Here is a 23,095-nt window from a genome sequence, read left to right as displayed (position 1 = left end):
GACAATTTCGGGCAACCTAATCGCGGGAGCGTTTCGGGGGTGTGTGATAAACTAAATGAAGGAAAATTACAGGAGGTCGATCCAATGAAATTCATCGACAACAAGGGCAACCACGACCCGTACATCAACCTCGCGATCGAGGAATATATCCTGAACACATTTGATACGGACAAGGATTCTTATCTGCTGTTCTACATTAACGGTCCGTCCATCATCGTCGGCCGCAACCAGAACACCATCGAGGAGATCGACGCGGGTTACGTGGACAAAAACGGCATCAAGGTCGTCCGCAGGCTGTCCGGCGGCGGAGCGGTATACCACGACCTCGGCAACCTGAATTACAGCTTCATCACGAAGGATGACGGGGAGAGCTTCCGCAACTTCAGGAAGTTCACGCAGCCGGTCGTCGACGCGCTCAACAATCTCGGTGTAAAGGCCGAGCTCCAAGGGCGCAACGACCTGCTCGTCGAAGGGCGCAAAATCTCCGGGAACGCCCAGTTCTCCACGCAGGGCCGCATGTACAGCCATGGCACGCTCATGTTCGATACGGACATCGGCGAAGTTGTGAACGCGCTCAAAGTAAAAAAGGACAAGATCGAATCCAAGGGCATCAAGTCGATCCGGTCCCGTGTGGCGAATATTTCCGAATTTCTCGAGGAGCCGATGACGATCGAAGAGTTCCGCCAGTACATCCTCGAACAGATCTTCGGCGGCAAGGACAAGATCGAGTATATCGAGCTCACGGAAGACGACTGGGAAAATATCAGGAAACTGTCCGAGAAGCGCTACGGCAATTGGGACTGGAATTACGGCAAGTCACCGAAGTTCAACATGTCCCATTCCAAACGCTTCCCGGTCGGCGGCATCGACGTGAAGCTGAATGTGAACAAAGGCCAGATCGAGGATGCGGCAATCTTCGGCGACTTTTTTGGCGTCGGCGAGGTGGCCGAGATCGAAGAAGCACTGAAAGGCGCGCAATACAGCACAGAAGGCATCGAGAAGGCCATCGAGGGCATCGACATCGAGAAGCGGCTCGGCGGCATTACGAAAGAAGAATTCATCGATCTGATCTACTGATCAGCTTCAGCTATACGAAGGGGACCCGACAGACGCCGGGTCCCTTTTCTGCTATCATAAAAGCAGTGAAAATCACGGATTCCGGCCGGATTCACAGGCCGGAACCGGAATGGGAAAAGAGGGAAAGACCGTGGAACAACACCGGATCCTCATCATTGAAGACGACCGGAAGATTGCCTCGCTGCTTGCCGAGACGCTCCGGAAATACCATTACGATGTGAAGACCGCAGATGACTTCGATCGGATCTTGGAGGCGGAGGCCGAGTTCTCACCTCACCTGATCCTTCTCGACATCAACCTGCCGTCCTATGACGGCTATTACTGGTGCCGCCAGTTGCGCCAGCGGACGACCGTTCCAATCCTGTTTATCTCGGCACGCTCCGGCGAGATGGACCAGGTGTTTGCGCTCGAGAACGGAGGGGACGACTTTATCACAAAGCCGTTCAACTATGAGATCGTCCTGGCAAAGATCAGGAGTCATTTGCGGCGGTCGTTCGGCGAATACGCGCCGAAAATGGAGGAGCGGACGATCCGCCTCGGCCGTCTGGAGCTGTACCCGGAGCGGATGGAACTGCATGCGCATGGGGAGGAAATCCCGCTCCAAAAAAAGGAGTGCGTCATCCTCGAGCTGCTTTTGTCCGAGTCGCCGAAGGTCGTGTCGCGTGAACGGTTCCTCGAGGAGCTGTGGGATGACCAGGCGTTTGTCGACGAAAACACGCTGAACGTCAATATGACCCGAGTGCGCAAAAAGCTCGCCGACTACGGCATCCAATCCCAGATTGAAACGGTGCGCGGGGCGGGCTACCGGTTTATCGCCGCTCCGGAGGAAGCATGAAGGCGCTCCGCCTGTTTGTCCGGGAGCACTCCGCCTATATTGTGTTCCATGCGCTGCTGACGGTTTTCATCCTGTCGCTGTACTGGCTGGACGGCTTCCGGAATGTGGACACGGCCGTGTATTCGGTCGTGATGGTTCTCATCCTGACCACGCTTTTCCTGGCGGCCCGCTTTATCGGACGGAGGGCGTACTACAATCGCATCCTGAGGCATCCGGCCAAGATGGAGGATCTGCTCATGCGGACCTCGAAATCCCCGGAAACTATCGAAGCGGAGCGATTCGGCCATGAATTGTACGGCATCTACCAGAAGGAAGTGCAGGCGCTGCGATCGGAAAATGAGCGCCATGAGACGTTCATGAACCAGTGGGTGCACCAGATGAAAACGCCGCTGTCTGTCATCTCACTGCTCCTGCAGGAAGAGGAAGTGGACCGGGAGGCGATCGGTGAAGAGGCCGACCGGATCCGGCGCGGCCTTGAGACCGTCCTATTGAATGCACGGCTCGGCACATTCGAGCGGGACATGCAGATTGCCCGTGCGGATCTTGCATCACTTGTGCGTGAAGTGATCTCGGAGCACAAGAAGCTGTTCATCACCAACCGGGTCTACCCGTCTTCCTCGATCGAAGCGGGACTCACCGTCACGACCGATCCGAAGTGGATGAAAACGATCATCGCCCAGTTCATCACGAATGCCGTGAAATACACGCGAGGTGAAGGCAGGCATGTCTACTTCAGCGCGGACCGGACAGAAGACGGCATCCGGCTGACCGTCCGTGATGAAGGAATCGGTATCCCGGCATCTGACCTGAAGCGCGTGACCCACGCATTCTTTACGGGGGAAAACGGAAGGCTGACGGGCGAGTCCACCGGGATGGGACTTTTTATCGCAAAGGAAGTGTGCGACCAGCTCGGACACGGCCTGGAGATTGAATCGGAACCCGGTGAGGGGACGGCGGTGTCCGTCCTCTTCAGGGAGAAGAAGGAAGAAGGAAAGGAAGAGGCGCATGCCGATCGTCAGCATTGAAGACGTCATCAAGATCTATGAGGGGAAAGTGACCCACCGGGCGCTCGACCGCCTCAGCTTTGACGTGGAGGAAGGGGAATTTCTTGCCGTCATGGGCCCTTCCGGAAGCGGCAAGACGACGCTTTTGAACCTGATTTCCGGCATCGACCTGCCGACATCGGGAAGGGTCCTCATCAAAGGCACCGATCCGTCGGTGCTCCGGCCGGATGACCTGGCCCGTTTCCGCCGCCGCGAGCTTGGTTTCGTCTTCCAGGACTTTAACCTGCTCCGTATGCTGACCGTCGAGGAAAACATCGTGCTTCCGCTGACGCTCGACCGGCTCCCCGTCGCGGAAATGGACGCCCGGGTCAAGGCGATCACGGCACGGCTCGGACTGGAAGGCATTCTGCACAAACGTCCGGATGAAATCTCTGGCGGACAGGAACAGCGTGTCGCGATTGCGCGCGCCCTTGTCCACCGGCCATCGATCGTGCTGGCCGACGAGCCGACAGGGAACCTCGACTCGAACGCGGCGCGCGAAGTACTGGACCTGCTCGGGACGATCAACCGGGAAAACCGCACGACGTTCATCATGGTGACGCATGACCCGATTGCCGCCAGTTACTGTGACCGTGTGCTCTTTATCAAGGACGGCGCCTACTACAATGAAATTCACAAGGACGACCGCCGCAGGACATTCTTCCAGCGCATCCTGAACATGCTGTCACTTCTGGGGGGCAACGTCGATGACCTTTCGTCAGTTCGCCTACCGTAATGTTGTCCGGAACCGCCGGATCTACGCGGCTTTCTTCCTGGCCAGTGTTTTTTCCGTCATGGTGTTTTTCCTTTACTCGATGCTCATGTTCCACCCGGGCATCGGGGAGCGGTTCATCACCGGCATCACGCTGATCGGGATGACCGTTGCGGATGTCGTCCTTTATGTGTTCATGCTGTTTTTCCTGTTTTACTCGATGCGGGCGTTTATGCAGGCGCGTTCGGGTGAATTTGCACTGCTGCTGCAGATCGGCATGGAGCGCCGGCAGCTCGGAAAACTGCTGCTTCTTGAGATGCTGCTGCTTGGTGCCGCCTCGACCGCCAGCGGCATCGTGCTCGGGTTCGCGTTCTCAAAGTACTTTTTCATGATCGTCAGGGAACTGCTCCAGCTGCCGACCCTGCCGCTCTATGTATCATGGGAACCGTTCCTCATGACTGCGGGTGCGTTCTTTAGCTTGTTCCTCCTGATCGGACTGCTGTCCGCCTACATCGTCTCCAACCGGGACATCTCTGAATTCAGGAAAGGGATCGGCGGGGAAGCGGATCCCTTCGGCTATTCACCGGGGAGGGCTGCTGCCGGCATCCTCCTGCTGCTGTCGTCCTACGGAGCGGCGCTTCTGGCAGGACGGGTGAACGTCCTGTACCTGTCGGTGCTGCTTCCGCCGGCGGCCACTCTCGGGACGTATTATTTCTTTTCGCACTCGATTTTGTATCTGCTCGACCTGTTCAGGGACCAGAAAAGCCTTTATTGGAAGCGCACAAGGCTGGTGTCGCTCGCCGAGACCGCAGCGAAGCTCCGCGACAATGCGAACATGTTCTTTATCGTCGCGATCGTCTCGACGGTCGCCTTCCTTTCAGTGGGGACGCTTGCGAGCCTGGCCACCTACACCGCCCAGTACCGGGCGCTGAACCCGCTCGGCCTCGTTTACGAAAGCTACCCGGGCAACCCGCATGAGTATGAGCATGTGACCGGGCTGATGAAGGAGCTGGAAAACGCGGGTCTCGAGTACACCCACGTGCCGCTCATCGTCGCCAGGGAGGAGTCTTCCTTCTCGGGGCAGCCCATCAATATCCTTCGTGAGGGTGAGGTAAACCTGCTCGCGGAAACGCTGGGCGCGGGCCCGGTGCAGTTAAGGCCGGGCGAGGCCGTCTTCCTTCCCTATTCGACGGAAGCCGCCCCGAGACTGCAGGATGCGGATATACAAACGGAACTTGAGGAGAGCGGAGTCGAAGTCCATGTAAAGGGCGTAGTCGGCGGCCTGCTGCTGCCGGCATACAGCCTCGGGACGAATTCGATTGTTGTCAGCGAGACCGACTTTGTGAAAGTCGCCTCCGCCCAGACTGACAGCCTGCTCCACATCCATGCATTCGACGTGCCGGATTGGGAAGAGACCGTCGGCATCGGGCTGTCGATCGAGCAGCAGATGGTCATGTCCGAAATCCGGGAAGGGGAGGCGCTGCCGTTCTACTTTAAGAACCCCGGCCTCGACTATTCGATCATCCGGTCGACTTTCCACTTGCTGCTCCTGACCGGCCTGCTGGTCGCCATGGTCTTCCTGCTGGCCGCGGGCAGTTTTATCTACTTCAAGCTTTACACGATGCTCGACCGCGACCGTCGCCAGGCGGCCGTCCTGAAGCGGCTCGGCATGACGGAGCGCGAATTCATCAAGATCGTCAACCGCCAGCTGATCCCGCAGTTTTTCCTGCCTTGGGGGATCGCGATGCTGCACAGCACATTCGCCTTCATCTCCCTTCAGGCGATCTGGAAGGAATTCGCCGACATTTCGATTCTGAACGAGATGGCCCTCGTCCTTGTGGGCTTCACGGTGATTCAGCTGCTGTATTTCTATCTGATCCGCTGGCGATATCTGGCGCATGTAAAAGGACCGGCCTGAGCGGTCCTTTTTATGTGGATTCAAGTGGCGGCTGATTGGTCTCTCGGCAAGTCCGATTGGTCTTTCAGTACGATTATTTGGTCTTTCATGCATCTTGTCTGTGCATTCAGCCGGCTGTATTAAATTTCTGTCTTCCGGTTGTCCGGTCTATATTATTGCTCTATAATAGTTAATGGGGATAGTGAATGACTATTCATTCAATTCAAACAAGGGGGATGGCTATGAATCTCGTGAAGCGCGTCCATCATACAGCGCTCGAGGAACCACAGAAGATTGCCTATCATTTCATGGGGAAAGACACGACTTACGCAGAGTTTGACCAGACAGTCGGGCTGCTGGCGGCCGGTTTGGAGAAAATCGGCATCGGCAAAGGGGACCATGTCGTCTTCCTGCTCGGCAACACGCCGCACTTCCTGGTCTCGCTGTATGCCACGATGCGCATCGGGGCGACTGCGGTGCCGGTCAACCCGATCTACTCGCCGGAGGAGATCTCATTCATCGTCCGCAACAGCGACGCCAAGGCGGTCATCGCACTGGACAAGCTGCTGCCGATGATCCGGCAGGCATCGGCAGCGTTCCCGGCGGTGGAAAGCTATGTGATCTGCGAAACTGAGCCGGGGACGGAGGAGAAAATCTCTTCTCTGCCGGAAGACATCAGAGGCAAAGTGAAACCGTTTACACATGTGGAGGCGCTCGGCGGGGCTCCGGCTGAAGCGGTGGAGGTGGATGACGACGACACAGCGGTCATCCTTTACACTTCCGGAACGACGGGGAATCCCAAGGGCGCCATGCTTACACACAAGAACCTGTATTCCAATGCGCGTGACGTTGCGGACTATCTCCAATTCAACCCGGATGACCGGGTCGTTGCCACACTTCCGGTGTTCCATGTGTTCGCCCTCACGGTTGTCGTGAACGCGCCGCTCCTGCGCGGCGCACAGATTCTGCTTGTTCCGAAGTTCAGCCCGGCGGACGTGTTCCGGATCATCCGGGAAAAAGAGGCGACGATTTTCGCCGGCGTGCCGACGATGTACAACTTCCTCTATCAATATCCGGAAGGCAACCCGGAGGACTTCAAGTCGATCAGGCGCGCGATTTCCGGCGGCTCGTCACTCCCGGTCGCGCTTCTCCACAACTTCGAAGAGAAATTCAACGTCCGTGTCTCGGAAGGCTACGGCCTGAGCGAAGCGTCCCCGGTCACCTGTTTTAACCCGCTCGACCGTGAGCGCGTGCCTGGATCGATCGGCACGAACATCATCAACGTGGAGAATAAAGTCGTCAATGAATATGGCGAAGAAGTGCCGGACGGGGAAGTGGGCGAACTCGTCGTCCGCGGCCCGAACGTCATGAAAGGCTATTACAAGATGCCTGAAGAAACGGCCGTCGCGCTCCGTGATGGGTGGCTCTACACAGGCGACCTCGCCCGACGCGATGAAAATGGCTACTTTTATATCGTTGATCGCAAAAAAGACCTCGTCATCGTCGGCGGTTATAACGTCTACCCGCGTGAAGTGGAGGAAGTCCTCTATACGCATCCGGACGTGGTCGAAGCCGCGGTCGTCGGCGTGCCGGACGCCAACTACGGCGAAGCCATCCAGGCCTATGTGGTGAAGAAGGACGGATCCGCCCTGACCGAACAAGAACTGAAAGCCTTTAGCACGGAAAAACTTGCGAAATATAAAATCCCGGCATCCATCGAATTCCTCGATGAACTTCCGAAAAACACAACCGGTAAAATCCTCCGGCGCTCGCTGAAGGACATGGCGGTGAATAGCAGATAAACCTGAATTGGCCCGCGGACGCGGGCTATTTTTGCGTGAGTGCCGAGTGTGACGATTCGGGCCGTGAGAATGATGAATGCGGCCTTGAGAATGACGAATCGCGCCGCGAAAGTGATGATTGTAGCATTGAGAGTGACGAACGGTTCCTGGAGGGCAAAGCTGATGGAGGAGCGGTAACGTCTTTTGATGTATTCGAGAGGGAGTGAAGGGATGGACTGGACGGGGTTGAATCTGAATTTATGGCAGAGGGAGTGTAACGCATGAAATATTTACAGGAAGTGATCTTGATTGTGTCCGGTCTGTGGATGATTATCTATTTCTTTTACCCAGCCGGTTCCCAGTTGTTACAGCTGGCATTCTGGGCCATTCCGTTCGCAATGATTTACACGGCAATCCTGATGATTGCCGTAAAGAGGAAACGCGGCTCTTCAACGCCTCCATGAACTTCAGCGGTGTTCTCCTCCTCATTCCCTGCTGACACTTAAGTAAAGAACGATATTGTTCCGCAAGTCGAAATAGTTTAGACTTATCAGTAGGTTTAGATAAAGGGGGAGTTACTGATGAGCAAGAAGAACATTACTGCTGAATCGCTGTTTGACCTTTATTCCGTGGCGAATCCGAACTTGTCGCCGGAGGGCGGCCGGGCGGTGTTCGTGCGGACGCATATGGACAAAGAAGAAAACAAGTACGTTTCGAATCTGTTCCATGCAGATTTGGCATCCGGAGAGGTGACGCAGTGGACGTATGGCAAGGACCGGGTGAGCAGTCCGGCTTGGGCCGCTGACGGCAGCAAGATCGCCTTCCTTTCCGACCGTGACGGCAAGAATCAGCTTTACGTGCTGAGTGCTGCAGGAGGCGAGGCGGAGCGGGTGACCGATTTTGCAAACGGGGTCTCGGCATTTGCATGGTCACCTTGCGGCAAGAAAGTGTGGGTGAACGGAGCGGTCAAGAAAGACAAGTCGTTCACGGACAAGGAAGAGGAGAAAAAGGACAAAAAGCCGGAGCCGGTCGTCATCAAGAAGATGAAGTACAAGGCGGACGGGCTCGGACTCCTGCCGCAGGATCAGTTCCGCCAGATCGGTGTCGTGGACCTCGAGTCGGGAGAGGTGACGCAGTTCACGGAAGGCGATCACCAATACGGCCTGAACACGGTGTCACCAGACGGCAAGAAAATCGTGTTCAGCGTCAACCGCGCTGAAAACCAGGACTTCGAATTCCGCGGTGCGCTTTATCTCGCCGATGTGGAGTCGAAACAAGAGACGACCATCATCGACCGGGACGGATACTACGGCGGTGCGACATTCTCCCCGGACGGCAAGAAGATCGCCTTTATCGGTGCGGATCGCAGGCTCGAGAATGCGACCCATGCAGATGTATACGTCTATGACATGGCATCCGGTTCGCTCACTGTTCTGACGGAATCACTCGATGCACCGGTCGGAGACCTTGTTGCGGCCGATTTCCAGCAGGGCGCCGAAGCTCCGGTTGCCGTCTGGGCGGGGAACGATGCGCTCTATTTCCAGGTGTCCGTAATGGGCGACGTCCGCCTATACTACGCGACGCTCGAGGGCGAATTGTACCCGGCGACACCGGAAAACGAGCATGTTTACGGCTATGACGTCACAAAAGACGGGAAGACGGCGGTTCTTACGGTAAGCAATCCGCTCCACCCGGGTGAGCTGTACCTCCAGGAAATTACGACCGGAGAACGCAAGGCGCTGACCTCATTTAACCAGGCGTTCATCGAAGAACATGAACTCGCAAAGCCGGAGCCGATCGTCTTCAAGGGTCCGAAAGATTGGGATGTCCACGGCTGGATCATGAAGCCTGCCGGATTCGAAGAAGGGAAGAAGTACCCCCTGATCACGGAGATCCATGGCGGGCCGCACACGATGTATGCGAACACGTTCTTCCACGAATTCCAGGTGCTCGCCTCCGAAGGTTATGGCGTCCTGTTCGTCAATCCGCGCGGCAGCCACGGCTACAGTCAGGAATTCGTCGATGCAGTGCGCCGCGACTATGGTAACGGCGATTATCAGGACATTATGGCGGGCGTCGATTACGCCATTGAAAATAATGACTGGATCGATACCGACCGTCTCGGCGTCACCGGAGGCAGCTACGGCGGCTTCATGACGAACTGGATCGTCGGCCACACCGACCGGTTCAAGGCGGCGGTCACACAGCGCTCGATCTCTAACTGGATCAGCTTCTTCGGGGTCTCCGACATCGGCTACTACTTTAGCGAATGGCAACACGGCGCGGTCATGGATGACGTGGAAGGGCTCTGGGACATCTCGCCGCTCAAGTACGCGTCCAACGTTAACACGCCGCTCCTCATCCTTCACAGCGAGAAAGACTTCCGCTGCCCGATCGAGCAGGCGGAGCAGCTGTTCATCACACTGAAGCACATGGGCAAAGAGACGGTCTTCGTCCGTTTCCCGGAAGCCGACCACAACCTGTCGCGAACCGGCAAGCCGAACCTGCGCATCGAGCGACTGGACCAGATCACCGGATGGTTCGAGAAGTACCTGTAAGAAAGGGACGAATCCGTTGACCTACACCGAAAACGGCACGACGATCCGCCCGGTCAAAGAAGCGGATCTCCGCCGCATGTGGGAGCTCAGCTTCCGGGACGAAAACCCGGAATGGAAAAAGTGGGACGCCCCGTATTATCCCCACGAAACGATGGAGTGGGAAGCGTTCTATGAGAAGAAAGACAAGCTCGTCGACCAGGACGACTACTGGCTGATGGAGCACGAAGGCACGATCATCGGCATGGTCGGCTACTACTGGGAACACAAACCATCACTCTGGCTTGAGATGGGCATCGCCATCTACGACCCGGCCTACTGGAACGGCGGCATCGGCACGACCGCTTTCAAGTTGTGGCGCGACCACCTGTTCAACACGATGCCGCTCGTCCGGACGGGCTACACCACCTGGTCAGGAAATGAACGAATGATCCGGGCCGGCGAGAAACTCGGCTTCAAGATGGAAGCCCGCATCCGCAAAGTCCGCTACTGGAACGGGACGTACTACGACTCGATCCGGATGGGGATGCTGCGGAAGGAGTGGGAGGAACTTCAGGAATAGAGATTGCGGGAAAACAGGCAGGGCGGCGACGTCCCGCCTGTTTTCTTCTGTTAAGATAGTAAGAAAAGAGATAGGGGAAAACGGAATGCTAGCCGCTTTGATTCACGGAATTGTTTTGGCTTTCGGACTGATCTTGCCGCTTGGCGTACAAAATGTCTTCATCTTTAACCAAGGGGCGACGCATCGCAGGTTTTCAAGGGCTTTGCCGGCAGTTATTACCGCCGGTATCTGCGATATGCTCCTGATTCTGCTTGCGGTGATGGGCGTGTCGCTGATCGTCTTCAGCTTTGCTTGGTTGAAGAACCTGATCTTCATGGTCGGCTTTGTCTTTATGGTGTATATGGGCTGGTCAATTTTCAGGAGTGCTCCCGGAACCGGGGAAGGCAGGAGGGAGGCGCTCACCACCAAGCAGCAGATCCTCTTCGCCGCTTCGGTCTCCCTGCTTAATCCACACGCTATTCTCGACCTGATCGGTGTCATCGGACCGAGTTCGCTGGCGTACGAGGGGGACCGGCTCATTGTGTTCACGGCAGCATGTATCGTGGTTTCCTTCACTTGGTTTTTCGGCTTGGCAATAGCCGGCCGGTTGATCGGAGGCTTCGATACAGACGGCAAGATCATCAGAAGGCTCAATCAGATCTCTGCACTCATCATCTGGGGGATTGCCGTTTATTTGGGGGTCCAGCTTATGGAGAGCTTGTAGTTCCGCATCCAAGAGACAGTACTCAAAGAGGCAGCGCACTGGGCGCTGCCTCTTTCCTTTGGATTATTTTCGAAACGCGATGGCCACCGCGATTGAAGACAGACCTGCGACAAGCGCAAGGGGAATAGTCCTTGCGCTTAATTCGTCGGCGATATACGAGGATTGAAGGATGGCAACCAGGGCGATGGTTGTGCCGGCCAGGAGGGTAACCAATCCCCATTTCACAATTTGTACCGACATGGGCAGACCTTCTTTCCAGTGGTTTTCCCGGATCACTCATACCTCAACGCGTCGATCGGGCTCAGCTTGGACGCTTTGTTGGCCGGCAGGATGCCGAATACGATTCCGATCATCGAAGAAAAGAGGATCCCGATAATGACGACTAACGGGTTGATGATCGGCGAGAATGGCAGGAACTGTGCGGCGACGGCGGTTACGAGTGCCGCGAAGCCGATTCCGATCATCCCGCCGAGAGAAGTGAGCGTCACGGATTCGATCAGGAACTGCCGGAGGATCTGGCCGCGCGTCGCGCCGAGCGCTTTGCGGAGACCGATCTCCCTCGTGCGTTCCGTGACGGAGACGAGCATGATGTTCATGACGCCGATGCCGCCGACCAAAAGCGAGATGCCGGCGATGCTGCTGATGAACAGCGTGATGGTTGCATAGAAGCTGTCGAATTCCTCGACGTACGCGGACATGTCTTCGGCGACATACATGCCTTCTTCGCTGCCGACGACTTCAGTCAGCTTATCGGCAGCGGCAAAGCCGGTTTCCGTCAAGGTGTCGGGCTGATCAGCGATGACGTTGATCGTATCGATCTCCGGGCTCCCGAACATCATGGAAATGAGCGTGCGGGGCATCAGCATCTGTCCGTTCGAGAATTCATCCATGTGCCGGAACTCCGGGGGCAGTGTAGATTCATATACACCGACCACTTTATACGGATTGTCGTTGATGTCGATGATCGCCCCCACCGCTTCTTCATCCGCCCCGAACATATTCTCTCTTGTAAGGGAATCAATCATCGCAACGCGTGAATAGCTGTCGTTGTCGCGTGTATTCAGGCGGCGGCCCTCCAGAAGCGTGAGGTCTTTGGCGATAAAGTATTGGTTGTCGACGCCGATGATTTCCATTTCGGCCGAGTGTTCGTTATGGTTCATCGTGCCCCAGCCGCTGTTTGTGCCGAGGACATATTTCACGCCGGGCACATCCAAGACCTGATCCAGATGCTCACCGGTAACCGGCGGCGGTCCGGTCCACAGCATTTCTTCGCCGCTTTCGTCGAACACCGGCTCAAAGTAGAGGGGGATGGCATTCTCGTCCGTGCTGAAGAGCTCATCCGACATCTGTTGCCGGGCGCCGTCGCCGATCGCCACGACGATGATGACGGCGCTGACGCCGATGATGATGCCGAGCATCGTCAGAACGGAGCGGATCTTATGGTTCCAGATGGAAGAAAGGGCGAGGGAGAAACTTTCCCATATGTTCATGAGGTCACCTTCCTGTCATCCACGATCAGCCCGTCACGCAAGACGATGATGCGGTCTGTGTAGGCCGCGATCTCTTCTTCGTGGGTGACGATGATGACGGTCTTGCCTTCGCGGTTCAGTTCGGTGAGCAGCTCCATGATCTGTGCGCCGGTCTTTGAGTCCAAAGCGCCTGTCGGTTCATCCGCCAAAATGACGGTGGGCTGGTTGACGAGCGCCCGGGCGATGGCGACCCGCTGCTTCTGGCCTCCGGACAGTTCACTCGGAAGATGCCCTGTCCTGTCTGTGAGGCCGACCTTTTCCAGCAGGCCCAGAGCTCGCTCAGCCCGTTCTTTTTTCGAAACCCCGGAATAGAGCAAAGGTGTTTCGACGTTTTTCTGGGCGTTCAGGCGGGGGAGCAGGAAGAACTGCTGGAAAACAAAACCGATATGTTTGTTGCGCAGGCCCGCCAGCTGCTTTTCATTGGCCTGCTTCACGTCTTCTCCGTTCAGGGTATATGTGCCGCCAGTCTGCTTGTCGAGGAAACCGATGATGTTCATCAGCGTCGATTTGCCGGAACCGGACGGCCCCATGATCGCCACGAATTCGCCGTCCCCGATTTCCAGGTCCAGACCCCGGAGCACAGGGACGGAAAGGCTTCCGCTCCCGTAGGTCTTGGTAATCTGAGAAAGCCTGATCATGTTAGGCCTCCTCCGATTCGTCAGCTTCCGGCTCCGTTTCTTCAGGGGCGTCCCCGCCTTCTGCCGGCTCTGTTTCTGATTCTTCCACTGTGGACGGCTCTTCCATGCCTTCGTCCATCGTCACGAAATCCGGAACTTCCTGGCCGGGTTCCAAGTTTTTCACCGCGATGATGTATGGGTTCGTGATGACCAGATCCCCGGGTTCCAGTCCTTCCGCAACGCCTGCAAACTCGTCATTCATCTCGCCGAGCACCACCGGGCGTTTTTCCAGAATGTTTTCCTGGCTGATTACATAGACGAACTCATTGCCTTCCTCATCCATATCCATCGCCATATGGGGGATGGCCAATTGTTTGCTCTGTTCAAGGTCGGAGACATTAATTTCGAGTGATACATGGAATCCCTGGCGTAAGTCTTTCGTATCGCCGGCAATCGTCACCGTGAACGGATACATCGTCACATTGCCGCCGCCTCCTCCGAATTCATCCATGGCGCTCTGGTCGCCTTCAGGAAACTGGGAGACCGATTCGATGCTGCCGTCCCATGTCTGGTCTTTAAAGACCTTGGGGCGGATGACGACGGGCTGTTCGGGTTTGACTTTCACCGTGTCAAACTCGCTCATTGTACCAATCACCTTAAATGGGCCATTGGAAATAATGTGGACAACCGGTTCGGCGGATCCGTTTTCGGACGGCTCCACATTTTTATTGACCTTCACGACAGTGCCGGCAATTTTGCTTTTGACGGTCAGTTTTTCTTTCTGGATGGCCAGTTCATCGATCGACTGCTGGGCGGAACCGACTTCATCTTTGATACTCTCGATATCCATTTCCAACTGGACGATTTCCTTGGATGCCGCACCAATCTCTTCTTTTGTGACATCCGGATTTTTCTTCATATCCTTCAGTTGTTTTCGCGCTGACGTCAATTCATCGTTCGCGATGGCCAGGCGCTTATTCGTCAGATCGCGCGTGCGGACCGCTTTATTGTATTCGCTGTTCACAGCCGAGTCGTCGTATGCAAACAGCGGGGTGTCCGCTTCGACCACCTGGTTTTCAGATACAAGAAACTCCTTTACTTCACCGTTTTCTGTCTCATGGAACACTTTCTGCTCATCGCTCGGGATGATCTGGCCCGTGACAAGAATGCTCTCACCCAGTTCCTGCGTCGCGGCAGGCTGCACCATCACCGGCTCATCATGTTCTTCTGAGGCACCGGAAGCAAACAGCCGGTCCTTGAAGACAAATGCCGCTGCTCCCAGCAGCCCTACGGCGAGAACGGCGATGCCTGTCCAAATCAATAGTTTCTTTTTCATCTTTCCCCCCTGAATAATCTGGCGACCTCATATCTGTTTGTCTGCGCGCCTTTTATTTTTGCCGGCCTCTTATCGAAGCCAAAAAAAAATGCTCCGCCCGCCATTGGTCCAACAGTCGCTTGAAATCCAAAAAACGGGAGAACACTTTTCAACATGATTATACAATATTTTCCGTTTAAAAGAACCATATAAAAAGGGGATATTTGATAAATATTTGATGTTCTGCGGAGTTTTTTATGAATTCATTTCGAATGAGCCCTTGTCCATCTATAATGGAGATTCAAAAAGGTCGCATGGCTCGAACGAAAGGACGGCGCTGCTCACATGACTTGGGATGTATTGAATATTATCGGCACCCTCGCCTTCGCCATCAGCGGCGCACTCGTCGCGATGGAGGAGGACTTTGATATCTTCGGCGTGATGATCCTGGGGTTCACCACGGCGTTCGGTGGAGGGACGGTCCGCAATCTGCTGATCGGAATCCCGGTTGATCTGATTTGGACACAGGGCAACCTGTTTATCCTGGCCTTCAGCGCCATCCTGGTGGTGTTTCTGTTTCCCAATCAATGGTGGATCCACTATTGGAACCGTTGGGGCATCTTTTTCGATGCCATCGGACTGGCCGCCTTCGCCATCCAGGGCGCCTTCATGGCCGTCAACTCCGGCGCGTCGCTCTCCGGAGTCATTGTCGCCGCGACCATGACCGGGGCAGGCGGAGGGATGATCCGCGATCTCTTCGCAGGAAGGAAACCGATGATCTTCCGGGATGAAATCTATGCGCTCTGGGCAGCGCTCGGGGGCCTGCTGATCGGCCTCGGCATGATCGAAGGCGCCTGGATGACGGGCGGCCTGCTCGTGGCGATCGTGATTCTGCGGATGCTGTCAGTGAACTATAAGTGGCACTTGCCGAAAAGTTCCATGACGTGATGGGGCGCGAGTGCTTTCAAATGGGGGCTGAGTGCATCGGAATTTAGGGTGAGTGCTTTCAAGTGAAGCGTGAGTGGGCGTAGCGGCGCTGATTGTTTTCTCCAGCAGGAAGACCTTGGTCACCAAGACCCGGAAAATCAGCTCCGGTTTGGATACACGCAGGCATTGCTCCACATTGCCTGCTTGTTTAATTGAAAGGACTCAGTCAAAGGCGGCGGGAAAAAGTCTGATTTTGTGGTAATTGGTCCTTCAAAAAGGAACCGTTGAATGGCATCGTGATTTAAGGCAGGATGCTCCATTTGCATTTGTATCATAAAGCTGTTTCTGAACAATTAATCTGGCCGGTTGCTGAACCATAAGTCCCGTTTATAGCTTAAGTTGAAGGATTTTCCTATTCCATTTAGAATAAGAGATGACAAATGTCGTCAGTAACAAACGTTTTTTATCATCATTTTGATTTGTGGAACTAATGATTGAATACATATAGGGCAGGAGGTCTTTCAATGAAAGCTGACTTCGGGCAAGTGGCGAAGGGCTATGCACTCTACAGGAATGACCTGACGGAAGAATTGTTTGATGGCCTGGAAGTGAGGGGGATTAACTTTCGGGGCCGATCGGTCGCAGACCTCGGATCGGGCACCGGCATCCTTTCGCGGATGCTTCGGGAGCAGGGGGCAAAGGTGACGGGCGTCGAGCCGTCCGCCGAACTGATCAGGGAAGCCAAGCTCATAGATGCGGAATGCGATGCGAACATTGACTACATAAATCGGTACGCGGAAGATACCGGTCTGCCCGGACAATTTTTTGATGCCGTGACTGCTTTGCGTGCGTGGCACTGGTTCGATGGGCCGACCGTTCTCAAAGAAGCAAAGAGGATTCTGAAGCCTGGCGGGGATCTTCTGATTATGGACTCCGGATTTGTCAGTGCCGACCCGGTCGTCCAGGAAACGATGGGCCACCTGAAAAAGGCGATTCCCGGCCGGATCAAACCTGCCGGAAGAAAAGCCGATTCCGCTCAATCCATCAGTAGTTTCCCGGTGGAGTGGTTCGCGGAATGGCAGGCGCACGGCTTCGACCTGAAAGAATTGTACAACGAGGACTACACGGTGGCTTTCACGTTGGACACCTGGTGCGAGCGGCTCAAGACGCTTTCCTGGATGCTGCATTTGGAAGAGGGTGAACGGGACCAGATTATGGACAGCCTGAAGCTCCATCTGTCCAATCTGTTCGGAGACCGGACCTATGAGATTGACCATAAACTTCATGTGGTCTTGCTCAAAAATGTCTGAGGAGGATTTACAATGCTGAAAAATAGCTTGGGCTACGGCCTCTTCCTCTTCGCCGGTCTGACGCTGTGGCAGTTTATTTTTAAAAGGGAAGTCGACTGGGGGATGGTGACCGCTGTGAGTACCCTGGGCGGTCTGTTTAACCTTTTATGGGATTGGGCGAAAGAGCCCTACGACTGGAAAAAGCGGAGCGGAGATTGAGCGGCATCCGTCCAGGCGGTGGTATACTCGGGAGGATAAATGATTGACCGGAGGAGCGGAAGCACGTGTTGATAACAGAAGAAGCCAAAGAGCTTTTGAAGCCATTTCTCGAGGCGCACGGCTTGGGAGGGGTGCGTCTGACGGTGGAGACGGGCGAATTTGGACCCCAGTTCGCCATCACATTCGACGAGCCGCAGGAGTTCGATGTTGTGCAGGAAATCAAGGGAATTCGCGTGGCGGTCGATGCACAGCTGAGCGACACGGACCTTCTCACGCTGGACGTCGAGGAAACGGCGGAAGGGCGGGGCATCGTCCTGCGGAGCTGAAACGAAAAAACAGGAGCATCCCCGACGGATAACCCGTTCAGTTGAGTGGTGCAAAACAAGAAATAACAAAGGTTTTAGACCCCAAACTAGCAACGATTTCGGCGGTCTTTTTTTGTTGCTATGTATGGGTTTATCCCTTTTGACAATGCTTTTAACACGCTAATTAGCATGTGTTCTGATGCACGTACAAAAATTATTGCACGTTCGAAAAATCGTGCTAAAACGACTGCTGAAAACCCTGCTAATTTTGTTGATTAACCATAGTGTAGGGACACCTAGCCAACATCAGATAAATGTGCTGTTTTGGTATTTACGTTAAAAGAAGAACAAGTTTGTGAAGGTTTACACTTAAACTAACGAAGAACGTTATTTAACTTGTGTTCAGCAATCGGACCATTATGTTGTAAAGGGGGAAGACATTTGGAGCACCGTATTTTCAAAATTCCTGCTATATTTTTTAGTTCTTTTCATCGGAAACCTTATGATTAATGCTATTTTTAAAGATGATTTGAATATATTAACAGCATTTTCAGTTGCACTAGGTGTGAGTTGGGGACTCATCTATTTTGGTCCATACATGTACGAGAAGCTTAGTAAAAGGTGAGCGTATACATAAACAAACGGGCGCGTTTACTCCATAAGTTGCACTTCAAACGGACCAATTAGGGGAAGGGGGTAATTGAAATGGGGAAACGAGGTGCTGGAATTGCATTTATTGCTATATCTGCTTTTTTAATATCAACAAAATATATAAGTGCTGCAATTTTTGGGTCAGGGGTTTCAAGTTGGAGTCAAGAATTATTCGATGGGATGTTATCCTATTTAGGATATACTTTAAACATTTTTAGTGTGTTATCTCTACTTGTAGGTATTCTTTATCTCGTATGGGGAGAATATAAAGAATTAAAACGTCAAAGATAAAGTGATACTTAAAGTTCAGCAATCGGGCGCGATTTTTTAATATGCGTTTTTTTCTTGTTCAACTAACGGATGCTTTAGTAAAAATGGACGTCAAATTACAATGAGCTTGGAGATAGAGTTCCCAGCTCATTTTTATGTGCATTTCTTTAAGCCATAAAAAAGCACCCATTTGGGTGCTAAAAAGATGTTCATGTCTTGCTAAAACCTCTGCTATTTGCGGTGCTAATTCGCTTGTTTGCACCACTCAACCGAACGGGTTACCCGACGGATGCTCCTGCTTTTTTGTCACTGAAGCAAATACGTGCTCAGTTCCTCTTTTAATGAATGATTAAACTGGACCCACTGGTCGAGGGGATGGTGATTCAGCTCTTTTGCGAGGTTCGGCCTGATGCCGATCAGTTTGATGACATTGCCGGTCATAAAGTTCAGTGTCTTGACCAGATGGATACATTTTGCCCTCACCAGTCAAACAGCCGGCCGAACGATCGGCCGATCCACGTCAGCAGCCCCCAGAGCATCCTGAACGGCCACACAAGCAGTTCAGGGAACCAGAGAAAAAATTCCGCAATGTCGCTTCTGTCTTTTTTCCTTTTGTATCTTTGCCCGTCCCGTTCCTTGCCGTGCATGAGCCGATCGCCTCCTGTTTGGATGCATGTCTTTCCGGTTAATACGGTTCAACGGCCGGTGAGGTTTCAGGAAATCCGTGGGAGGGGGGAAGAAAACAAGTTTATAGCGCACAATATTATCATGTTCGTTTGAGTGTTCGATTGACATTCAAGAGAAAGCTTGAATACAATGAAAACAAACATTCAAACGAATATCATAATGAGGTGAAATCATGTCATCCGAAAAGGTTACGAGCCTTTCCAAAGATACATGCGATACAGTTTGTTACGATGAAGAGAAAGTCAGCCGCATCCAGTCGAAAATCGACCAGGTCAGCGGCGTCGAGATGATTTTCAAGGCATTGGCGGATGCCACCCGGCTCAAGATCGCCTACGCGCTCACATTGGAAAAAGAGCTGTGCGTGTGTGACGTGGCCCAGATCATCGGCGCCACGACCGCCACGGCTTCGCATCACTTGAGGCTGCTCCGGAACATGGGGCTAGCCAGATACCGAAAAGAAGGCAAAATGGTGTTTTATTCGCTGGAGGACGACCACGTCCGGCAGCTTGTGGCGATTGCCATGATCCACGAACAGGAAGGGATCCGTCATGGAAGATAACCGGAATGTTTACCGTCTGCAGGGGCTGTCCTGCGCAAACTGCGCCGCCAAGTTCGAGAAAAACATCCGTGCGATTGAATCGGTGGAAGACGTCCAGCTGAACTTCGGGGCAATGAAGGTCACGGTCAAAGGCGACGCCTCCATCGAGCAGCTCGAGAAGGCGGGCGCATTTGACGGGATCAAGGTATATCCGGAGCGGGAACGGCTGGAAAAGTCGGAGCCGTTCTGGAAAAAGCGTGAGAACGTCGCAGCGATGATCTCCCTCGTGTTCATCATCGCGGGGTATGTCTCCTACTTCCAGGCGGGAGAAAAGAGTCCCGTGACGATCGGTCTGTTCGGTTTGGCGATTCTCATCGGCGGATTCGATCTGTTCAAGGTGGGGCTGCAGAACCTGACAAAGCTCGAGTTCGACATGAAGACGCTGATGACGGTCGCGGTCATCGGGGCGGCTCTGATCGGCGAGTGGGCCGAGGGAGCGGTCGTCGTGTTCCTCTTTGCGGTCAGTGAAGCGCTTGAAGCGTACTCCATCGACAAGGCCCGCCAATCGATCAAGGCGCTGATGGATATCGCGCCTAACCGGGCCACGGTCAGACGCGGAACAGAAGTCATGGAAATCGATGTGGAAGAAGTCCGCATCGGCGACATCATGCTGATCAAGCCCGGTCAGAAGCTCGCCATGGACGGCCAAGTCATTAAAGGGCAGTCTTCCATCAACCAGGCCGCCATCACCGGCGAATCGATCCCGGTCCATAAAATGGCCGGTGACGAAGTGTTCGCCGGCACGCTGAACGAAGAAGGTGCACTGGAAGTCCGGGTCACCAAGCGGTCGGAAGACACGACGATCGCGAAGATCATCCACCTGGTGGAAGAAGCGCAGGCTGAACGCGCGCCTTCCCAGCAGTTTGTCGACAAGTTCGCCAAGTACTACACCCCCGCGATCATGGTGGTCGCTTTGCTTGTGGCCGTCGTTCCGCCGCTGCTGTTCGGAGCCACCTGGTCTGAGTGGGTGTACAGCGGGCTCGCGGTCCTCGTCGTGGGCTGCCCTTGCGCACTCGTCATCTCCACGCCGGTCGCCATCGTCACCGCGATCGGGAACGCGGCCCGAAAAGGCGTCCTCATCAAAGGCGGCATCCACCTTGAAGAAACAGGGAAGCTGAAAGTGGTGGCCTTCGACAAGACCGGAACGCTCACGGAAGGCAAGCCGGTCGTTACAGACGTGGTGAGTTTGTCTGGCATGGACACCGGTGAAATTCTGGCTGTTTCAAGGGCGATCGAATCCTACTCCCAGCACCCGCTCGCTTCAGCGATTGTCCGCAAAGCGGAGGAAGCCGGGGCAGAAGCCGTCCAGGCGGCCGATTTTCAGTCGATCACCGGCAAAGGCGCAAAAGCGTCGGTTGGGAACGACGTCTACTACATCGGAAGCCCGATTCTGTTTGATGAGCTCCTCTCTGTACCGGAGACTGTGGCCCGGCAGGTAAAGGATCTTCAGAAACAGGGTAAAACCGTCATGCTGCTCGGAACCGGGCAGGAAATCAAAGGGTTGGTCGCGGTGGCCGACCAGGTGAGGAAGAGCAGTGCCTCCATTATTCAAAAGCTTCATCATTTGGGAATCGAGAAGACCGTCATGCTGACGGGCGACAACGAGGCCACCGGCCAGGCGATCGGCAGCCAGCTGGGCCTGAGTGAAACGAGGGCCGAACTGCTGCCTGAAGATAAGTTGGATTACATCAGAACTCTCCGCGGCCAAAACGGCAATGTCGCCATGGTCGGTGACGGCGTCAATGATGCCCCGGCATTGGCCGCCGCTACGGTCGGAATAGCCATGGGCGGCGCCGGAACGGACGCCGCACTCGAAACAGCCGACGTCGCCCTGATGGCCGATGACCTTGAAAAACTGCCGTACACGATTGCACTAAGCAGAAAAACGCTGGCGATCATCAAGCAGAACATCTCGTTTGCCATTTTGGTCAAGATCGCCGCACTGCTGCTCGTGGTCCCGGGATGGCTCACGCTCTGGCTCGCCATCTTCGCCGACATGGGCGCGACGCTGATCGTCGTCGCCAACTCGCTGAGACTGTTGAGGATGAAAGAATAAAAAGCTGGCCCGGAACTTTCCGTAACCCGTTCAGTTCAGTGGTACAAAAGAAGTTTTAAACCCGTAAATAACCTCCAAACCAGCATTGGTTTTGGAGGTTATTTTTATTGATACATCAAGCTTTTATGTTATTTTGACGTGTAAATCAGCAATGAAATCAACAGACTTACAATGGCTATTGTAATGTGAAAAAATGGTGCTGAAATGATTGCTGATTTCGATGCTAATTTGCATGTTAAAACCGTTGCTGAAAAACTTGATAAAATGAACCGAAGTGGCTGTAATTAGCGAAATTATAAAAAAAGCACCCGTTTTGGGTGCTTGTATAAAATACACTTATCTAATTATCTTTTGCTCTTTACTCAGATTTAGGATTTCTTTTTAAGACCACAAAAGAGGGCAGGTATAAGAGAGGGGAAGGAAAAGAAGTTGCTATTAATCTCGATCCCTCTTTCTACTTAAATATATAATACTGAATATCGCACTCAAAAAAATAATATTTCCCATAATAGTCATAACCAGATTACCTTGTTCTCCCAATTTACCGAACGTTATAACTACCATAAAAGCACCAATTACTGCTAAAATTAATAAAAAAGTGTTTTTAATTATACCAACACCACATTTCAATTAATTTTTTTAATTACATAATTCCTCTATTATCTTAAAGAAGGTTGTGAAGAAAATCTAACGTTTACGCTATGCCACAAAGTGTCTACGTTCGTTGTAATCCCCACTAATTTGATACGTTCTCAACGGCCAATAAGTTTCGTTAATTGGAAATAAACTACTTACTATCATCATTTTTCTCCTCGCTCTATCATCATTGGATTCAGCTCGGTTTATCGACTGTGCTAATGAACGTTTTTGATTGATAAAAAAAGCACCCATTTGGGTGCTGAAAACGATGTTAATGTCTTGCTAATACCTCTGCTAATTCCTGTGCTAATTCGCCTGTTTGCACCACACAACTGAACGGGTTAAACTTTCCGGGCCTGCTTTTATTTTGAGATACCGAGCGCTTCTTGTGTGCAGGCGGAATGCGGGGGATAGCCCAACTCCTCGGCTTCGCCCAAGGTTGAATCCTCAATGAAATTGGTCGGGTCCGATTCCTCGAAACAGGAAGGCGCGATGTACGTTTTATGGGTGTGATCCAAGATCACCCTTGAATTTGATTGATCGTCTTTTAGCAGGTTGAAAGCAACAACAGCAATAATGAACAGTAAGATGAGCGAGACAATCAGCACTTTCACGTTTTTCTGCATGTCCCTCCTCCTTCCCATGGATGTGCGTTCTAAAAACTCAGCATAACATTGCTTCTATGATTAAGGATGATGGTCTCCATCATGTTCGAAAACTGTCATAAACATTCGGGAAACCTTAACTAGGGTAACCCGGCTGCTGAATATAAAAACAGAAAGAAGGAAGGAAAGGGAAGATGAAGAATATGGTGAAATGACGTTAAAA

The 23,095-nt window shown here is 53.5% G+C and carries 24 protein-coding genes; 17 read left to right on the top strand and 7 right to left on the bottom strand.

Going from position 1 to position 23,095, the window contains the following annotated elements; translation table 11 throughout:
- The first annotated feature begins 84 nt into the window (after positions 1-84).
- The 10 genes from KHA84_RS12600 to KHA84_RS12555 all read left to right on the top strand — a co-directional run bounded on the left by KHA84_RS12600 (position 85) and on the right by KHA84_RS12555 (position 11,165).
- On the top strand, positions 85-1,077 hold the full coding sequence (locus tag KHA84_RS12600; protein ID WP_213423876.1) for a lipoate--protein ligase: 993 nt from the start codon (positions 85-87) through the stop codon (positions 1,075-1,077).
- A 130-nt stretch (positions 1,078-1,207) separates the two neighbouring features.
- Positions 1,208-1,912: a response regulator transcription factor gene (locus KHA84_RS12595; protein ID WP_336511152.1), complete on the top strand. Its 705-nt coding sequence runs from the start codon at positions 1,208-1,210 to the stop codon at positions 1,910-1,912.
- Positions 1,909-2,937, top strand: coding sequence for a sensor histidine kinase (locus KHA84_RS12590; protein WP_213423874.1), 1,029 nt, complete (start codon positions 1,909-1,911; stop codon positions 2,935-2,937). The genes KHA84_RS12595 and KHA84_RS12590 overlap by 4 nt, the downstream gene beginning before the upstream one ends.
- Entirely contained in the window at positions 2,918-3,691 is a 774-nt protein-coding gene (locus KHA84_RS12585) for an ABC transporter ATP-binding protein (protein WP_213423873.1), read from the top strand. The genes KHA84_RS12590 and KHA84_RS12585 overlap by 20 nt, the downstream gene beginning before the upstream one ends.
- Positions 3,663-5,585, top strand: coding sequence for an FtsX-like permease family protein (locus tag KHA84_RS12580; protein WP_213423872.1), 1,923 nt, complete (start codon positions 3,663-3,665; stop codon positions 5,583-5,585). Before KHA84_RS12585 ends, KHA84_RS12580 begins: the two co-directional genes overlap by 29 nt.
- Before the next feature lie 221 nt (positions 5,586-5,806).
- Complete coding sequence (locus KHA84_RS12575) at positions 5,807-7,366, top strand: fatty acid--CoA ligase family protein (RefSeq protein WP_213423871.1); 1,560 nt, start codon at positions 5,807-5,809, stop codon at positions 7,364-7,366.
- A gap of 260 nt (positions 7,367-7,626) precedes the next feature.
- Positions 7,627-7,809, top strand: a complete 183-nt coding sequence (locus tag KHA84_RS12570; RefSeq protein ID WP_213423870.1) for a hypothetical protein — start codon at positions 7,627-7,629, stop codon at positions 7,807-7,809.
- Between the two features lie 117 nt (positions 7,810-7,926).
- Positions 7,927-9,903 (top strand): alpha/beta hydrolase family protein, encoded by a 1,977-nt coding sequence (locus KHA84_RS12565; RefSeq protein WP_213423869.1) that lies wholly within the window; start codon positions 7,927-7,929, stop codon positions 9,901-9,903.
- 16 nt (positions 9,904-9,919) lie between these two features.
- Positions 9,920-10,462, top strand: a complete 543-nt coding sequence (locus KHA84_RS12560) for a GNAT family N-acetyltransferase (protein ID WP_213423868.1) — start codon at positions 9,920-9,922, stop codon at positions 10,460-10,462.
- A gap of 85 nt (positions 10,463-10,547) precedes the next feature.
- Positions 10,548-11,165, top strand: a complete 618-nt coding sequence (locus tag KHA84_RS12555; RefSeq protein ID WP_213423867.1) for a LysE/ArgO family amino acid transporter — start codon at positions 10,548-10,550, stop codon at positions 11,163-11,165.
- Positions 11,166-11,228: 63 nt separating this feature from the next.
- On the opposite strand, the gene KHA84_RS12550 is transcribed toward KHA84_RS12555, so the two are convergent.
- From KHA84_RS12550 to KHA84_RS12535, 4 genes are read right to left on the bottom strand one after another with little or no spacing between them, the layout of a single operon-like run.
- On the bottom strand, positions 11,229-11,405 hold the full coding sequence (locus KHA84_RS12550; protein ID WP_213423866.1) for a hypothetical protein: 177 nt from the start codon (positions 11,403-11,405) through the stop codon (positions 11,229-11,231).
- Between the two features lie 32 nt (positions 11,406-11,437).
- Positions 11,438-12,655 (bottom strand): ABC transporter permease, encoded by a 1,218-nt coding sequence (locus KHA84_RS12545; RefSeq protein WP_213423865.1) that lies wholly within the window; start codon positions 12,653-12,655, stop codon positions 11,438-11,440.
- Positions 12,652-13,332 carry an ABC transporter ATP-binding protein gene (locus KHA84_RS12540; protein ID WP_213423864.1) on the bottom strand — a complete coding sequence of 227 codons (681 nt, stop codon included), beginning with the start codon at positions 13,330-13,332 and terminating at the stop codon, positions 12,652-12,654. Before KHA84_RS12540 ends, KHA84_RS12545 begins: the two co-directional genes overlap by 4 nt.
- Position 13,333: 1 nt before the next feature.
- Positions 13,334-14,647 carry an efflux RND transporter periplasmic adaptor subunit gene (locus KHA84_RS12535; protein ID WP_213423863.1) on the bottom strand — a complete coding sequence of 438 codons (1,314 nt, stop codon included), beginning with the start codon at positions 14,645-14,647 and terminating at the stop codon, positions 13,334-13,336.
- Positions 14,648-14,971: 324 nt separating this feature from the next.
- Between KHA84_RS12535 and KHA84_RS12530 the strand changes: the two genes are divergently transcribed.
- The 5 genes from KHA84_RS12530 (at position 14,972) to KHA84_RS12510 (ending at position 18,308) form a co-directional block, all read left to right on the top strand.
- A complete protein-coding gene (locus KHA84_RS12530) occupies positions 14,972-15,574 on the top strand; it encodes a trimeric intracellular cation channel family protein (RefSeq protein WP_213423862.1) in 603 nt (200 codons plus the stop codon).
- A gap of 503 nt (positions 15,575-16,077) precedes the next feature.
- Entirely contained in the window at positions 16,078-16,863 is a 786-nt protein-coding gene (locus tag KHA84_RS12525; protein ID WP_213423861.1) for a class I SAM-dependent methyltransferase, read from the top strand.
- Between the two features lie 12 nt (positions 16,864-16,875).
- Positions 16,876-17,061, top strand: a complete 186-nt coding sequence (locus KHA84_RS12520; protein ID WP_213423860.1) for a hypothetical protein — start codon at positions 16,876-16,878, stop codon at positions 17,059-17,061.
- Between the two features lie 65 nt (positions 17,062-17,126).
- Positions 17,127-17,387 (top strand): adhesin, encoded by a 261-nt coding sequence (locus KHA84_RS12515; RefSeq protein ID WP_213423859.1) that lies wholly within the window; start codon positions 17,127-17,129, stop codon positions 17,385-17,387.
- 684 nt (positions 17,388-18,071) lie between these two features.
- Complete coding sequence (locus KHA84_RS12510) at positions 18,072-18,308, top strand: hypothetical protein (RefSeq protein WP_213423858.1); 237 nt, start codon at positions 18,072-18,074, stop codon at positions 18,306-18,308.
- A 285-nt stretch (positions 18,309-18,593) separates the two neighbouring features.
- Here the strand turns inward: KHA84_RS12510 and KHA84_RS12505 are convergent, their stop codons facing one another.
- Positions 18,594-18,770: a hypothetical protein gene (locus tag KHA84_RS12505; RefSeq protein WP_213423857.1), complete on the bottom strand. Its 177-nt coding sequence runs from the start codon at positions 18,768-18,770 to the stop codon at positions 18,594-18,596.
- Positions 18,767-18,934, bottom strand: a complete 168-nt coding sequence (locus KHA84_RS12500) for a hypothetical protein (protein ID WP_213423856.1) — start codon at positions 18,932-18,934, stop codon at positions 18,767-18,769. Before KHA84_RS12500 ends, KHA84_RS12505 begins: the two co-directional genes overlap by 4 nt.
- Before the next feature lie 212 nt (positions 18,935-19,146).
- Between KHA84_RS12500 and KHA84_RS12495 the strand changes: the two genes are divergently transcribed.
- Both KHA84_RS12495 and KHA84_RS12490 read left to right on the top strand, forming a co-directional pair.
- Positions 19,147-19,533: an ArsR/SmtB family transcription factor gene (locus tag KHA84_RS12495; RefSeq protein ID WP_213423855.1), complete on the top strand. Its 387-nt coding sequence runs from the start codon at positions 19,147-19,149 to the stop codon at positions 19,531-19,533.
- Positions 19,523-21,628 (top strand): heavy metal translocating P-type ATPase, encoded by a 2,106-nt coding sequence (locus KHA84_RS12490; protein ID WP_213423854.1) that lies wholly within the window; start codon positions 19,523-19,525, stop codon positions 21,626-21,628. The genes KHA84_RS12495 and KHA84_RS12490 overlap by 11 nt, the downstream gene beginning before the upstream one ends.
- A 1,001-nt stretch (positions 21,629-22,629) precedes the next feature.
- Here KHA84_RS12490 and KHA84_RS12485 read toward each other — a convergent pair.
- A complete protein-coding gene (locus KHA84_RS12485; protein ID WP_213423853.1) occupies positions 22,630-22,893 on the bottom strand; it encodes a hypothetical protein in 264 nt (87 codons plus the stop codon).
- Positions 22,894-23,095: the final 202 nt, after the last annotated feature.

It is taken from the genome of Bhargavaea massiliensis (assembly GCF_018390575.1).
GTDB lineage: Bacteria > Bacillota > Bacilli > Bacillales_A > Planococcaceae > Bhargavaea > Bhargavaea massiliensis.
The sequence above is the reverse complement of the archived record's forward strand: the minus strand, read 5'-3'. Positions and strand labels throughout refer to the sequence as shown.